The 13,513-nt window shown below is 48.2% G+C and carries 13 protein-coding genes; 6 read left to right on the forward strand and 7 right to left on the reverse strand.

What is annotated here, in order from left to right; translation table 11 throughout:
* Positions 1-7: 7 nt before the first annotated feature.
* Positions 8-1,918, reverse strand: coding sequence for a molecular chaperone DnaK (dnaK, locus tag NGM44_RS06150; RefSeq protein WP_253222863.1), 1,911 nt, complete (start codon positions 1,916-1,918; stop codon positions 8-10).
* A gap of 200 nt (positions 1,919-2,118) precedes the next feature.
* Positions 2,119-2,649: a nucleotide exchange factor GrpE gene (grpE, locus tag NGM44_RS06155; protein WP_253222864.1), complete on the reverse strand. Its 531-nt coding sequence runs from the start codon at positions 2,647-2,649 to the stop codon at positions 2,119-2,121.
* 201 nt (positions 2,650-2,850) lie between these two features.
* Here grpE and NGM44_RS06160 point away from each other — a divergent pair, with 201 nt between their 5' ends.
* Positions 2,851-3,150 carry a BrnT family toxin gene (locus tag NGM44_RS06160; RefSeq protein WP_253222865.1) on the forward strand — a complete coding sequence of 100 codons (300 nt, stop codon included), beginning with the start codon at positions 2,851-2,853 and terminating at the stop codon, positions 3,148-3,150.
* A complete protein-coding gene (locus NGM44_RS06165; protein ID WP_253222866.1) occupies positions 3,125-3,352 on the forward strand; it encodes a hypothetical protein in 228 nt (75 codons plus the stop codon). Before NGM44_RS06160 ends, NGM44_RS06165 begins: the two co-directional genes overlap by 26 nt.
* A gap of 13 nt (positions 3,353-3,365) precedes the next feature.
* On the opposite strand, the gene NGM44_RS06170 is transcribed toward NGM44_RS06165, so the two are convergent.
* Positions 3,366-4,181: a uroporphyrinogen-III synthase gene (locus NGM44_RS06170; protein WP_253222867.1), complete on the reverse strand. Its 816-nt coding sequence runs from the start codon at positions 4,179-4,181 to the stop codon at positions 3,366-3,368.
* Positions 4,138-5,103 carry a hydroxymethylbilane synthase gene (hemC, locus tag NGM44_RS06175; protein WP_253222868.1) on the reverse strand — a complete coding sequence of 322 codons (966 nt, stop codon included), beginning with the start codon at positions 5,101-5,103 and terminating at the stop codon, positions 4,138-4,140. Before hemC ends, NGM44_RS06170 begins: the two co-directional genes overlap by 44 nt.
* Positions 5,104-5,254: 151 nt before the next feature.
* Here hemC and argH point away from each other — a divergent pair, with 151 nt between their 5' ends.
* Positions 5,255-6,637, forward strand: coding sequence for an argininosuccinate lyase (argH, locus tag NGM44_RS06180; protein WP_253222869.1), 1,383 nt, complete (start codon positions 5,255-5,257; stop codon positions 6,635-6,637).
* Positions 6,638-7,007: 370 nt separating this feature from the next.
* On the opposite strand, the gene NGM44_RS06185 is transcribed toward argH, so the two are convergent.
* Entirely contained in the window at positions 7,008-8,192 is a 1,185-nt protein-coding gene (locus NGM44_RS06185; RefSeq protein WP_253222870.1) for a mechanosensitive ion channel, read from the reverse strand.
* A gap of 270 nt (positions 8,193-8,462) precedes the next feature.
* On the opposite strand from NGM44_RS06185, the gene NGM44_RS06190 reads away from it, so the two are divergent.
* Positions 8,463-9,323, forward strand: coding sequence for an FKBP-type peptidyl-prolyl cis-trans isomerase (locus tag NGM44_RS06190; RefSeq protein WP_253222871.1), 861 nt, complete (start codon positions 8,463-8,465; stop codon positions 9,321-9,323).
* Positions 9,324-9,402: 79 nt separating this feature from the next.
* Here NGM44_RS06190 and NGM44_RS06195 read toward each other — a convergent pair whose 3' ends face one another.
* Positions 9,403-9,882: a DsbC family protein gene (locus NGM44_RS06195; protein ID WP_253222872.1), complete on the reverse strand. Its 480-nt coding sequence runs from the start codon at positions 9,880-9,882 to the stop codon at positions 9,403-9,405.
* 106 nt (positions 9,883-9,988) lie between these two features.
* Positions 9,989-11,338: an amino-acid N-acetyltransferase gene (argA, locus tag NGM44_RS06200; RefSeq protein ID WP_253222873.1), complete on the reverse strand. Its 1,350-nt coding sequence runs from the start codon at positions 11,336-11,338 to the stop codon at positions 9,989-9,991.
* A 279-nt stretch (positions 11,339-11,617) separates the two neighbouring features.
* On the opposite strand from argA, the gene NGM44_RS06205 reads away from it, so the two are divergent.
* Complete coding sequence (locus tag NGM44_RS06205) at positions 11,618-12,157, forward strand: hypothetical protein (RefSeq protein WP_253222874.1); 540 nt, start codon at positions 11,618-11,620, stop codon at positions 12,155-12,157.
* Between the two features lie 320 nt (positions 12,158-12,477).
* Complete coding sequence (locus tag NGM44_RS06210; RefSeq protein WP_253222875.1) at positions 12,478-13,491, forward strand: siderophore ABC transporter substrate-binding protein; 1,014 nt, start codon at positions 12,478-12,480, stop codon at positions 13,489-13,491.
* Positions 13,492-13,513 lie beyond the last annotated feature (22 nt).

The raw sequence follows: 13,513 nt of genomic DNA on the forward strand, positions 1-13,513 counted from the left end.
AAATCGATTATTTGTCTTTGACTTCGGTGTATTCGGCATCGACCACGCCATCATCAGCAGGCTTAGCGTCTTGCTGTGGCTGTGCGTCTGCGCCTTGTGCACCAGCATCGGCGTAGATTTTTTGACCGATTGGCAAGAAGGCATTGTCAAGCGCTTCAAGCTTAGCTTTGATGTCATCGACATCATCTTCTTTTGTCGCAGCTTCTAGTGCGCTGATGGCTGCTTCAACAGCGGCTTTTTCGTCATCGGTCACTTTGTCCGCAGCGTCTTTCATCGCTTTTTGGACACCGTGGATGCGGCCGTCTGCTTCGTTACGAGCATTGGCAAGAGCAGCAAATTTCTCATCTTCAGCAGCATTCGCTTCAGCGGCACGGATCATCTCTTCGATCTCGGCATCCGACAGACCTGAGTCGGCTTTGATCTGGATTGACTGTGATTTGCCAGTGCCTTTGTCTTTGGCGCTGATGTTCATGATGCCGTCAGCGTTGATGTCAAAGGTGACTTCGATTTGTGGTACGCCGCGTGGTGCAGGTGGGATGTCGGTCAAATCAAAGTTGCCAAGCAGTTTGTTTTGGTTGGCGATTTTACGCTCACCTTGATACACTTGGATTGATACCGCAGGTTGGTTGTCGGCTGCTGTTGAGAACACTTGTGATTTTTTGGTTGGAATCATGGTGTTCTTCTCGATGATGGCAGTCATCACGCCGCCCATCGTTTCGATACCTAGGGTTAGCGGGGTAACATCTAGTAGCAGGACATCTTTTTTGTCGCCTGATAGTACCGCACCTTGAACCGCTGCACCCATTGCGACCGCTTCATCAGGGTTCACATCTTTGCGTGGCTCTTTGCCAAAGAATTCTTGTACTTTTTGTTGGACAAGTGGCATACGAGTTTGACCGCCGACTAGGATGACATCATCGATGTCGCTGGTTGATAGGCCAGCATCTTCTAGTGCAGTTTTGCAAGGCAAAATCGTACGAGCTACCATCTCTTCGGTTAGGCTCTCAAGCTTAGCACGGCTGATGGTGATAACCAAGTGCTTAGGACCTGTGGCATCAGCGGTGATGTATGGCAAGTTCACTTCGGTTGATTGGCTGCTTGATAGCTCGATTTTGGCTTTTTCGGCAGCTTCTTTTAGGCGTTGCATCGCTAGCGGGTCGCCTTTTAGGTTGACATTTTGTTCTTTTTTGAACTCTTCAACCAAATAATCAATCAATGCCAAGTCAAAGTCTTCACCGCCAAGGTGGGTATCACCGTTGGTTGCTAGTACTTCAAATTGTTGTTCGCCATCGACATCAGCAATCTCGATGATTGACACGTCAAATGTACCACCACCTAGGTCATAGACAGCGATGGTCTTATCGCCGCCTTTTTTGTCCATGCCATAGGCTAGGGCAGCGGCGGTTGGTTCGTTGATGATACGCTTAACATCTAGACCTGCGATTTTACCAGCATCTTTGGTTGCTTGACGCTGTGCATCGTTGAAGTACGCAGGAACAGTCACAACTGCTTCGGTCACAGGCTCACCAAGATAATCTTCGGCGGTCTTTTTCATCTTGCGTAGTACTTCGGCGCTGATTTGTGGTGGCGCTTGTTTTTTGCCATCGACATCTACCCACGCATCGCCATTGTCAGCTTTGACGATTTTGAATGGCACAAGTGAGATGTCTTTTTGGACTTCTTTGTCTTCAAAGCGACGACCAATCAGACGCTTGATGGCAAATAGGGTGTTTTTTGGGTTGGTGACCGCTTGGCGCTTGGCCGATTGACCCACCAAAGTTTCGCCATCTTTAAAAGCGACGATTGATGGGGTGGTGCGTGCACCTTCTGCGTTTTCGATGACTTTGACTTTGTCACCTTCTAGGACAGCTACACATGAGTTGGTAGTACCTAGGTCAATACCGATTACTTTAGACATAATTTACTCCGATTTTAGATATTTTAATGTGAAAATTTTTACTGATTAGGCAAGGTTGAAATTTTGTTATTACAATCTTGCCAAGCTTAACTGCTATATTTGTGTGATTTTGTACTTTTCAAGGGAGAAAATTGAATTTTTTTCAAAAATTTTTGACTTTTAAGCCATTGAAATCATTCAATAAATCCCAAGTCAATGCATTAGCCGCCAACAAGCACCATTGCAGGGCGTAGAGTGCGTTCGTTGAGCGTATAGCCTTTTTGGAGCACTTGACCGATAGTGTCTTTTTCGGCATCAGGGAAAATGCCAACAGCTTCGTGAATATCAGGATTGAAAGCATCACCAACTTGACCGACTGCGACCACGCCATTTTTTTCAAGGACGGTAAGCAGTGATTTGTGGGTCAATTTTAGCCCTTCAAGGGTGCTGTCATCAGCGCCTGCTTTTTCGCTGGCTTCGATGGCGCGCTCAAGGTTATCGACGACATCGAGTAGTTCTTTGGCGAATTTTTGTAGGGCGTATTTTTTTGCCTTGTCCGTTTCTTGTTCCATGCGACGCTGGGCGTTGTAGGATTCGGCATTGGCACGCGCGGCGACTTCTTTGGCGTCTTTGACTTGTGCTTCAAGCTCGCTGATGGTGGCTTTGAGTGTCGCAACTTCGTCAAGCTCGGTCGCTTGCTCGGTGGTTTCTACGCTATCATCCAAGATGTCGTTGTTGGTTTGCTCGGTCATAATTACCCCAATAAATTAAACATAAAATCAAATCCCTACCTTGATAATGGTAAAGGCAGGATTTTTCAAGGGGATGGGGCGATAAAAGATGAAATTTTTGGCAAAATTATGATGATGTCGGGTAGTTAATCAAGATGAGAAATGCTTTGTGTGTCTTTTGATTGGTGCTATACTAGCAATACATATGCAAGGTGTCAAAAGATGAGTAAACATTCAGATTTGCAGTTTGATCCCAACAAAAATCGCACAAACCAAGAAAAGCACAATGACATCGATTTTTATGAAGCTGATACCGTGCTTGATGATCCCTATGCGTTGACCATTGATGATGACGGTGAGCATGATGGCGAGATGCGTTATTTTACCATTGGCATGAGCGCAAAGAATCGAGTGCTGATTGTGAATTGGACAATAAGAGATGATGATGTGCGTATCATATCATCAAGATTGGCTGAACCACGACAAAGGAAGCAATATGAAAGTAGATGCAAAACTAGATAAAAAAATGGCTGAACTGGATTTTGCAAATGCCAAACCTGTTCATGAAGTGCCTGCATTGGCACGCAGACAAGCCAAACAATCTTCAGCCCAAAGACAGCTTTTGGCAAATGATGTGCAGCAGTGGCTATCGCATCAAGATGATGCCACCATTGACCATATCAATGCGGTGATTCGCCATTTTATGGCGGTGAAAATGGCATAATTGCTCAAATTTGTTAGTCGTTGGGGTGGGCGCCAATAGCACGCCCAATCGCCTGCACGGATAAATCATCAATCATGCTGATGGTGGCGGTTGGCTCATGCGTACGGATGATACGGGCGAGTCGCTCGCCTAGTGCCAAATAATGATACGCTGTGCCGTGATGTGGTAGGCTCGCCCAAGCCTGATATGCCATCTCACTACTGATGATGACATGGGTATGGCTAGGCACAGTGGGCAATGTCGGCAAGATGGCGCTAAAGTTATCAGACAAATCAGGCGGTGTCGTCCGCTCATACCATTCGATGGCATCGATGTGCACGCCCTTTGCCACTAGCGTGTCGTGCAACAGTCGCCGTCCGCCAACTCCGCGCCAAATCAGCACTCGGTCATGCGCTGTCAGACTTGCGATTTGCGGTAGGCTTAGCATCCCTTCGTTGTTGGCGGTCTGTGGCAAGATGACATCAAAGCCATGCGCCTGCATCACTTGGGCGGTGGCAGTGCCGACGGCGATGATGGGTGTGTTTGGTAGATGGATGGGTATATCCACCTGATGTGTATGCAGATAGTCCAAGGCTCGCCGTGCTGACTCGACACTGGTGATGACCAGTGCATCATATCCCCCTTGACAAAACTGCGCCATCATTGCCCGTGCATCATCAGCGATGGGCAGTGAGCGAATCTCAAGCAATGGCAAATCCACCACCATCACGCCCACCATCTGACGGATGGCATCACCCCGATGGGCAGGGCGGGTGTTGATGAGCACGGGCAAGGTCGTTGGCATATTAGGCGTTATCAGCGGATTGATAGACTTCTTGTAAAATCGCATCCGCACCTTGGGCGAGTAGCTCACGGGCGATTTGTTCGCCAAGCGCTTCAACTGCTGTGATATTGGCAGTCTCATCATCGCCTAGGGTGATGGTGTTTTCGGCTTTTAGTAGCACCTTGCCATCGACAGAGCCGACACGACCACGCAGGCGCAGTGCTTTACCATCAATGGTGGCAAAGCCTGCAATCGGCACTTGGCAGCCGCCTTCTAGCGTACGATTCATCGCCCGCTCTGCCATCACGCACAGGGCAGTGGCGGTGTCATTGAGCGGTGCGAGTAGCGATAACATCTCATCATCACTCGCTCGACATTCGATGGCAAGCGCCCCTTGACCCACTGCAGGCAATGACAGCGATTCATCGAGCTCATGGCGAATACGAGCATCGAGTCCTAGTCGCTGAAGTCCGCTCGTGGCTAGGATAATCGCATCATACTCACCGGCATCGAGCTTGGCTAGGCGTGTGCCGACATTGCCACGCAGGCTTTTGATGATAAGGTCAGGGCGAGCTTGACGAAGCTGACATTCACGGCGTAGGCTAGATGTGCCAAGCACTGCACCACTTGGCAGCTCATCTAGGCTTGCATAGGCGTTTGACACAAAAGCATCGGTCGGTGCATGACGCTTGCAATACGCCCCAAGCGTCAAGCCTTCGGGCAGTACCATCGGCACATCTTTGAGCGAGTGCACGGCAATATCGGCACGCCCATCGTACAAAGCCTGCTCAAGCTCTTTGACAAATAGACCCTTGCCGCCAATCTTGGCAAGTGGTGTGTCTAAAATTTTATCACCACGAGTCACCATCTCAAGCAGGGTGACACTCATCTGTGGATACAGACGCTCAAGAGCATCTTTGATAAAATTGGCTTGCCATAGTGCCAATGGGCTTTGGCGAGTGGCGATGGTGAGTGTGCGAGTGGTCATGGGCTTATCCAAAATTCCAAAAAAATAATCAATAACGCTATTATAAAACCTTTGGGATATAAAAGCCATGCCACACACGGATAATTGATGAATGCGATGGCGAAGATGTGTTATACTTTGGCTAATATTTAAGTCAATCCAAGGATTTATCATGAGTGAACAAACTTCAAGTATGTGGGGCGGTCGTTTTAGTGAAGCGACCGACAGTTTTGTCGCCGAATTTACCGCATCGGTGAATTTTGACAAACGCATGGCAAAACAAGACATCCAAGGCTCTATCGCTCACGCCACCATGCTTGGTCGCTGTGGCATCATCACTATGGACGAAAGCCAAATCATCGTCGATGGACTCAAACAAGTCCAAGCTGAGATTGACAGCGGCAGTTTTGCGTGGTCGGTAGCGCTTGAAGATGTGCATATGAATGTCGAGAGCCGTCTGACTGCCATCGTCGGTGATGTCGGCAAAAAACTACACACAGGCCGCAGCCGTAACGACCAAGTCGCGACCGACATTCGTCTGTGGCTACGCGATGAGACTGATAATATCTTGGCACTACTAAAACGCTTGCAGTCAGGACTGCTGGATTTGGCGGAGAAACACACGACCACCATCATGCCCGGTTTCACCCACTTGCAGACTGCACAGCCTGTCAGCTTTGGTCATCATGTGATGGCGTGGTTTGAGATGCTGACCCGTGATAGTGAACGCTTTGCCGACACGCGTCGTCGTATCAACCAAATGCCACTTGGCAGTGCGGCACTGGCAGGCACGACTTATCCGATTGACCGTACGATTACTGCTGAGCTCTTGGGCTTTGAAGGCATTTGCCAAAATTCGCTAGACGCTGTCTCTGACCGTGATTTTGCCATTGAATTTACTGCCAATGCCAGTATTCTTATGATGCATTTATCTCGCATGAGCGAAGAGATTATCCTATGGATGAGTGCGCAATTTGGCTTTGTGGCGGTGCCTGACCGCTTCTGCACAGGCTCAAGCATTATGCCGCAAAAGAAAAACCCTGATGTGCCTGAGCTTGTGCGTGGTAAGGCGGCTCGGGTGTTTGGTCAGCTGACTACTTTACTCTCACTCATGAAAAATCAGCCGCTGGCGTACAACAAAGACAACCAAGAAGACAAAGAGCCACTGTTTGACTGCGTGGATACCTTGACAGGCTCACTGCTTGCCTTTGCTGATATGCTGCCAAATCTGGTGCCAAATAGCGACAATATGCGTGCAGCCACCATGAAAGGCTATGCCACAGCGACCGATTTGGCGGATTATCTGGTCAAAAAAGGCTTGCCATTCCGTGATGCGCATGAAGTGGTCGGTAAAGCGGTGGCACTGGGTGTGGCAAAAGGCGTGGATTTAAGTGATCTTAGCCTTGCCGAGCTACAAAGCTTTAGCGACTTAATTCATGATGATGTCTTTGAGTGCTTGACGCTAGAAGGCTCGCTAAACGCCCGTGATCATATCGGCGGCACAGCGCCAAATCAAGTCAAGGCGGCGATTGCTCGTGGTCGTACGCGTATTTGATATTGGTGTAATCTGATTAGCCGCCATACGAAAGTGTGGCGGTTTTTTATTACTATTAATATGTGGAAAGATTGGGGGTATTAACGGAAATTTGACTATAAATTTCCACTTATTGTACTTAAATTTGGCGGTTTCTTTTAATTTTATACCAAAACTGAGTGATTTTCCTGCTTTTAAGTGGAAAATATCCGACCGTTTTCCACTTATGCCACCAATTCTTCCGTTAATACTGCTTTTTGACCACCAATCTTTCCGTTTTTAAGATGATAGCTATGTTTGCGATGACTGTGGGCTAATTGATAATCGTCACCCATGCAAAAACCCCTTAAGCATCACACTTAAGGGGTTTTGGCTTATAGCTTAAAAAGGCTTATTCATCATTCTTTTCAAGCTTGTCTTGTAGGCGACGCAGATAGCGTGCTGCTGCTTCTTGACCACCTAGACCGAATGACAGAGCGAATGCCACTGCAACTGCACCAAGTGTTAGACCAAAGGCAAGGTTTACGATGCTGTCAGCGATACCCATGGCTTTTAGACCCATCGCAAGCACCAAGCCCATGATCAGCACGCGCACGATATTGGCTAGGAATTTTGAACCTTGTTCAGAACGCTCAACCGCACCTGCGATCAGGTTCGCCAACCAAAAACCGATGGTCAAAATCACCGCGCCCAAGATGATTTGCGCACCAAAGGCGATGAACATGGTGATGATATCACTGATCGGCACAAAGCCAAGCAGATCAGCCGCTGCCACGACAGCGAACAGCATGGCGAAAAATAGGATACCGCAAGCGATGACATCAGACAGTTTTTTGCTGCCTAGCACGCTTTGTAGGCCGACTTTCTCAGGCAAAGTATCCAGCTGTGTATCTGCGATCAAGCCCTTGATGATGTTGGCAACCAAGCGCACCACCAAATAAGTGATGACCAAAATCGCCAATGCCGTGAAGACATTCGGCAACGCTTCCATGATCTTATTAAGCATATTGGTCGCAGGACGAGAGATTGACTCGACTTTTAGTGCGTCCAATGCCGCGATCGAAAATGGAATGATGGTCAATAAAAAGACGATCGAGCCTGCGATGCTTGGCAAGTTGTTTTGGTCACTGACGCCTGCTTTATTGAACAAAGCTTGTAGATTCAAGCGAGAAACGACAGTTGTTACCATGCTGCGGACGATCTTGGCGACGATAAAGCCGATGAACATCACGAATGCAGCCAATAGCGCGTTTGGCATAAAGGCAAAAGTCTTATCAATCATGTTGGTCAATGGGGTGAACAAACCGTTCAAGCCTAAGCGGCCAACGGTCATGGTCAAAACGATCAAAAGAATGAACCAATAGACCAAATCAGCAATCACACCGCTGATTGGCTGAATGCCAGCGCCTTGGCTTAGACGCGTGTCAAGGCTGGTTTTTGACAGTACGGTCGCAAGCGCACGACGCACCAGACTTGCGATGATCCATCCGATAATCAGAATAATCAAAGCGCCGACGATCGAGCCGAGCGGGCCTTGTAGGGTTTGGTTAAAAATGGCGATTTTTGAGAAATCCATACCATTTACTCCGTGTTTAAAAAATGGATTGAGCTGCTGAATGGTTAGCGTGTGCAACTTGTCTTCAGCAACAAACACGCAAATTGTAGCATCAAAGCGTGCTGTATGTGCAACATCGTTAATATTTGATGACAATCTTAACAATAATTATACATCAAGGCTCGAAAAGTCGGGCTTTTTGATGGCGAAATGTGCAAAATTTTGGTATGATTGGCACTTGTTTTACCGACTGGGTAACTCACTTTTTAAATATCATTTTTGAGTATGCATATGAAAAAACAACTTTTGGTTTCTGCAGTGGCTGCGGCTTTGGTCTTGACAGGCTGTAATAAAAATTCTGAAGCTGCAGCGGGCAGCGCCGAAAAATCTACCGTCATCACCGATAAAAGCACTGAAATGCAAAAGGTGAGCTATGTTTTTGGTCATGACGCAGGTCAAGCCCTAAAGCAAGTTGAAGACAAGTTGGATTTGGATGTTTATTACAAAGCCTTTAAAGAAGGTTATGAAGGCAAAGAAAGCGCTTTAACCCCTGAGCAAGTGGCAGAATTGGGTCAAGCCTATGAAAAGCGTAAAGCTGAAGAAATGAAACAAAAAATCGCCAAAAATAAAACCGATGGCGAAAAATTCCTAGCGGACAATGCCAAAAAAGAAGGCGTGAAAACCACCGCATCTGGTCTGCAGTATAAAGTCATCACCGAAGGCAGCGGCACATCACCAAAAGCCACCGACACTGTGGTCGTGAACTATGAAGGTAAGCTGATCGACGGTACAGTATTTGACAGCTCATATGAGCGCGGTATGCCAGCGCAGTTTCAGCTGAACCAAGTGATTAAAGGCTGGACAGAAGGCTTGCAGCTGATGAAACCGGGTGCAAAGTATGAGCTATATGTCCCTGCTGAGCTTGCCTATGGCGAACAAGGCAACCAAAACATTGAGCCGAATAGCGTCTTGATCTTTACCGTTGAGCTATTAAACGAAGCGCAAATCAAAGAAGCGCAAGCGAAAATGGAAAAAATGATGCAAGAACAGGCTCGTGCGATGGAAGAAGCACAAAAAGCCGCTGCGGCACAATCAGCCGATGCCAAGCCTGCTGATGCGCAATCTGCTGAAAAGCCAGCCGAGAGCAAATAACCTAATCCACTCCAAAGGATGCAAAACCCCAAAGATAGCTTTGGGGTTTTGTTTTTGGGTTTGATTGTGTGTTACAAGCTTATCGGCGATTGATCCACGCGATCAACTCACCAAGTGGCGGTGAGCCGTACAGCACTTCACCGCTTGGCTTGATCAGCATCGGTGTGCCGCGCAGGTTGAAGCTTTGGGCGACGATCATGTTGGTGTTCAAGGGTAGTTTGCACGCTGAGCGTGGTGGCGGTGCGATGCCGTACAGCATCCAGTTGTCATAAGCCTGATTGCGGCGCGCGCTGCACCAGATGTTTTGGCTGTAGGCAGCGCTGTCAAAATAATTCACCAGATATTTATTGACCGTGATGTTATCAATTTTGGTCAATTTTCGTTCAAGGTCACGGCAGGCGGTGCATCGCGGATCGGTGATGACTGAGAATTTGATCGCGCCTGAGCCGCTTTTGTAGATCAGGGCGTTTTTTGGGTTTAGTGCGCGGTAATTGACCGTCTCAGCCAGTGCATGACTGCCGATCAGCGCAAGGCTTAAGCCAAGCAGTAGTTTGTACATTTATTTATCCAATTATCCAATGGAATTTATACCAAATTGATGACCACTCATCATCAATGAATTTTTATAAAAAACCGCCCATGATCACTCATTGGCGGCTGTGTTTTTATAGCTGTTTTTTGAGCACTTTTGAGTTGCGATCATGATTATAGGTCGCTTGACGCTCGCTCGGTAGATCGCTGACCGCCACTTCGCTAAAGCCCTGCTCAACGAACCAGTGCGCGGTGTGCGTGGTCAGTGCGAACAGCTGATGGCGACCATGACTGCGCGCTTGCAGTTCTAAGAATGCCAATAAGTCCGCACCGCGGCTGCCGTTACGGTAGTTTGGATGGATGGCAAGGCTTGCTACTTCGGCTGATGTCTGATCCAGTGGATACAAGGCAGCACAGCCAAGAATTGTGCCGTCGCGCTCGATGACATTATAGTACTCGATCTCTTGCTCAAGTCGCTCTTGGGTGCGACGGATCAAGATGCCTTGCTCTTCAAGTGGCTTCAATAACTCAAGCAGACCGATGACATCATTGACCGTGGCGCGGCGAATCTCTTCATAGGCATCGTGGCTGACCAGCGTGCCTGAGCCATCGCGAGTGAACAGCTCTTCGATCAGCGCACCATCTTTGACATAAGAGATGATGTGCGTACGATGCACACCTTCACGGCACGCCGCCGCCGCACAGCGTAAGAAATGCGCGATTTCGACATGCTTGCCTTCATCGGTGTCATGATCACGCAGCAGGCGATCGACTTCATTAGGAATCATCTCACGCAGCAGGCGACCATCGCGGCTGATGATGCCATCTTCTGCACCTAGGAAAATCAGCTTATCGGCTTTAAGTGCCACGGCTGTCTGTAGCGCGATGTCTTCGGCAAGTAAGTTGAAAATCTCACCCGTTACCGAAAAACCCGTCGGGCCAAGAATCACCACATGATCATTATCCAGATTGTGGCGGATGGCATCGACATCGATCGAGCGCACTTCACCAGTCATCTGATAATCGACGCCATCGCGTACGCCAAATGGGCGTGCGGTGACGAAATTGCCCGAAATGGCATCGATGCGCGAGCCGTACATCGGCGAGTTGGCAAGCCCCATCGACAGCTGCGCTTCGATCTGTAGACGGATAGAGCCGACCGCTTCAAGGATCGCTGGCATCGCTTCGCGTGGTGTGACGCGCACATCGTTGTGTAGGCTTGATGACAGACCGCGGCTGATGAGATTTTGTTCGACTTGTGGGCGCGCACCATGCACCAGCACAAGCTTAATGCCAAGGCTGTGCAATAGGGCGAAATCATGGATCAAGGTATGAAAACTGTCATGCGCCACCGCTTCACCACCGAACATGATGACAAAGGTTTTGCCACGGTGTGTGTTGATATAAGGGGCAGAGTTGCGGAACCAATGCACATGATTGAACTGTGTCTCGGTCGCGGTCGTCTGAGTTGAAATGGTGGTCATAAATGCTCCAAACAAGGCAAATTTTTTGGCAAAATTTTTCTTAAGATTTTTAGGCAGGATAATCTTGATACGATAGCAAAGTTTTGGGATTCTGCCAAGTGATTTTGCAACAATTTCACCAACAATTTCCTATGATGGCACAAAATCCGCTGCCAAAATCCGCCATCAGCACGCACTCATTTACTATAACTAAACAGATAAAGGGTTCATCAAACGCGCCAAGCTGTGCTATGATAGGCGAAATTTTGTAAAACTTGGTTGAACTTATAGGATGAATTTATGAAAGCATTGAAACTTTTGGCTGTGACAGCCGCCATCAGCGCTTTGGCTGCGTGTAGCACTGTACCGAGCCTATCGGGCAAAACTGGCGCAGCAAGCGAGCCTGCAGTTGCCTTACCTGCAGGTAAAGCGGTCGTTACCACCAGCGAAAATGTCGATGTCAAAGTTGTCGCCTACATCGTGCGCAATGACAACGGCTCTGAACGCCTTGATCCGATCACTGATAAGACCAGTGTCAAATCAGGTGATGTCGTTGAATATCATGGCCTATTGACCAACACAGGCACTGAGCGCGTACGCAACATGACAGCGACCTTGCTACTGCCAAGCGGTGCAACTTTCACAGGTCAAACTGATCCTGCCCTGGGTGCGCTTGCAAGCCTTGATGGCAAGCAATTCTTGCGTATGCCGATCCGTCAATCGGTCAATGGTCAAGCACAAAATGTCCCATTTGACAAATACCGCGCGCTACAGTGGACAGTGCAAGAAGTGGGCATCGGCGCGACCGCTGTGGTGAAATACCGCGCGACCATTCGCTAATGACTCGCTAAATATTTGCTGATTGTCGCTGATTTGCCATTTGTTTGGTTTATCAGCCCAAATCACCCAAAGCCGTCCAAACATGGGCGGCTTTTGTTTGGCTGTTGCTTTGTCTGACATTATCTAAACTTGCCTAAAGCTTGATAAAATAACCCAATCATTGCACAACGGTTATCGAATTGTATAAAAAATCATTCACAAATAAAAAACATTCTTATTTAGTTTGAAACCTAACGCAGGGTGATTTATAATAGCGCGGCAATAAATACTTTATCTTATAAAAATAGTGCATTCAGTCGATGGGTGCGCAAGGGGTTCTTATGAAAACAATGAAAAAATTTCTGCCAGCAAGCTTGATCGCCCTGATGACTTTAGGCGTTGTTGCTTGTAGCCAAAACAGCAATGATCAAAACACGCAAGCTGCACAAGATGCACAAACTAGCGCGCAAACAGACACCGCCCAAAGCACCGATGCTGCGCCAACAGGCGATATCACCATCAAAACTGCCACAGGTGATGTGACCATTGCGGGCAATCCACATCCACTGGCGGTGTATGATATGACAGCGATGCAAAACTTGGCAGTACTGGGCGTCGCAGTCGAGGGTATGCCAGCCGATCTTCGTCTGACCAACCTAAAAGCCGCCAACACCCCAGATGCTGCCGAGATTGGTACTGTACTTGAGCCAAATCTAGAAGGCTTGAACGCCCTACAACCAAAAGCCATCATCGTCGGCTCTCGCATGGCCGAAAAAGCCGAAGAGCTTGGCAAAATCGGCACTGTGCTGAATCTCACTATCGACACCAAAAATGCCTATGAAGCGACCAAACAGCAGCTGACTGATTTTGGTAAGCTATTTGGCAAAGAAGCTGAAGCGACCACCGCCATCAGCGACATCGATGCAGCGATTGCAGCAGCCAAGCAAGCAGCGTCAGGCAAGGGCAATGGCCTAGCCATCATGGTCAATGGCAATAAGCTGTCTGCCTATGGCGACAAATCTCGCTACGGCTTTTTGCACACGGCCTTTGGTATCCCGATGGCGGATGCCAATATCGAAGATGCACGCCACGGTCAGCCGATCAGCTTTGAATACCTACAAAAAGTCGATCCAGATTGGCTATTTGTCCTAGATCGCGGTGCTGCTATCGGTGAAGAGGGTGAGTCTGCCGAAGTGGTGTTGGATAATCCACTGATGCACGGCACCAAAGCTTGGAAAAACAAACAAATCGTCTATCTAAGCCCAGACAGCTATTTGGCATTTGGTGGTTATTATCAATGGCTCAATGATGCCCAAATCGTCACCGACGCTTTCAACGCCAAAACAGCACAATAATCCCAATGATGGCAGGTGTGAT

Source organism: Moraxella sp. FZFQ2102 (assembly GCF_024137865.1).
Classification (GTDB): Bacteria; Pseudomonadota; Gammaproteobacteria; order Pseudomonadales; family Moraxellaceae; genus Moraxella.

What these genes read in the sequence shown, in the direction of transcription:
- dnaK (WP_253222863.1), bottom strand. Translation starts at nt 1,918, where the DNA reads ATGTCTAAAGTAATCGGTATTGACCTAGGTACTACCAACTCATGTGTA.
- grpE (WP_253222864.1), bottom strand. Translation starts at nt 2,649, where the DNA reads ATGACCGAGCAAACCAACAACGACATCTTGGATGATAGCGTAGAAACC.
- NGM44_RS06160 (WP_253222865.1), top strand. Translation starts at nt 2,851, where the DNA reads ATGAGTAAACATTCAGATTTGCAGTTTGATCCCAACAAAAATCGCACA.
- NGM44_RS06165 (WP_253222866.1), top strand. Translation starts at nt 3,125, where the DNA reads ATGAAAGTAGATGCAAAACTAGATAAAAAAATGGCTGAACTGGATTTT.
- NGM44_RS06170 (WP_253222867.1), bottom strand. Translation starts at nt 4,181, where the DNA reads ATGCGATTTTACAAGAAGTCTATCAATCCGCTGATAACGCCTAATATG.
- hemC (WP_253222868.1), bottom strand. Translation starts at nt 5,103, where the DNA reads ATGACCACTCGCACACTCACCATCGCCACTCGCCAAAGCCCATTGGCA.
- argH (WP_253222869.1), top strand. Translation starts at nt 5,255, where the DNA reads ATGAGTGAACAAACTTCAAGTATGTGGGGCGGTCGTTTTAGTGAAGCG.
- NGM44_RS06185 (WP_253222870.1), bottom strand. Translation starts at nt 8,192, where the DNA reads ATGGATTTCTCAAAAATCGCCATTTTTAACCAAACCCTACAAGGCCCG.
- NGM44_RS06190 (WP_253222871.1), top strand. Translation starts at nt 8,463, where the DNA reads ATGAAAAAACAACTTTTGGTTTCTGCAGTGGCTGCGGCTTTGGTCTTG.
- NGM44_RS06195 (WP_253222872.1), bottom strand. Translation starts at nt 9,882, where the DNA reads ATGTACAAACTACTGCTTGGCTTAAGCCTTGCGCTGATCGGCAGTCAT.
- argA (WP_253222873.1), bottom strand. Translation starts at nt 11,338, where the DNA reads ATGACCACCATTTCAACTCAGACGACCGCGACCGAGACACAGTTCAAT.
- NGM44_RS06205 (WP_253222874.1), top strand. Translation starts at nt 11,618, where the DNA reads ATGAAAGCATTGAAACTTTTGGCTGTGACAGCCGCCATCAGCGCTTTG.
- NGM44_RS06210 (WP_253222875.1), top strand. Translation starts at nt 12,478, where the DNA reads ATGAAAACAATGAAAAAATTTCTGCCAGCAAGCTTGATCGCCCTGATG.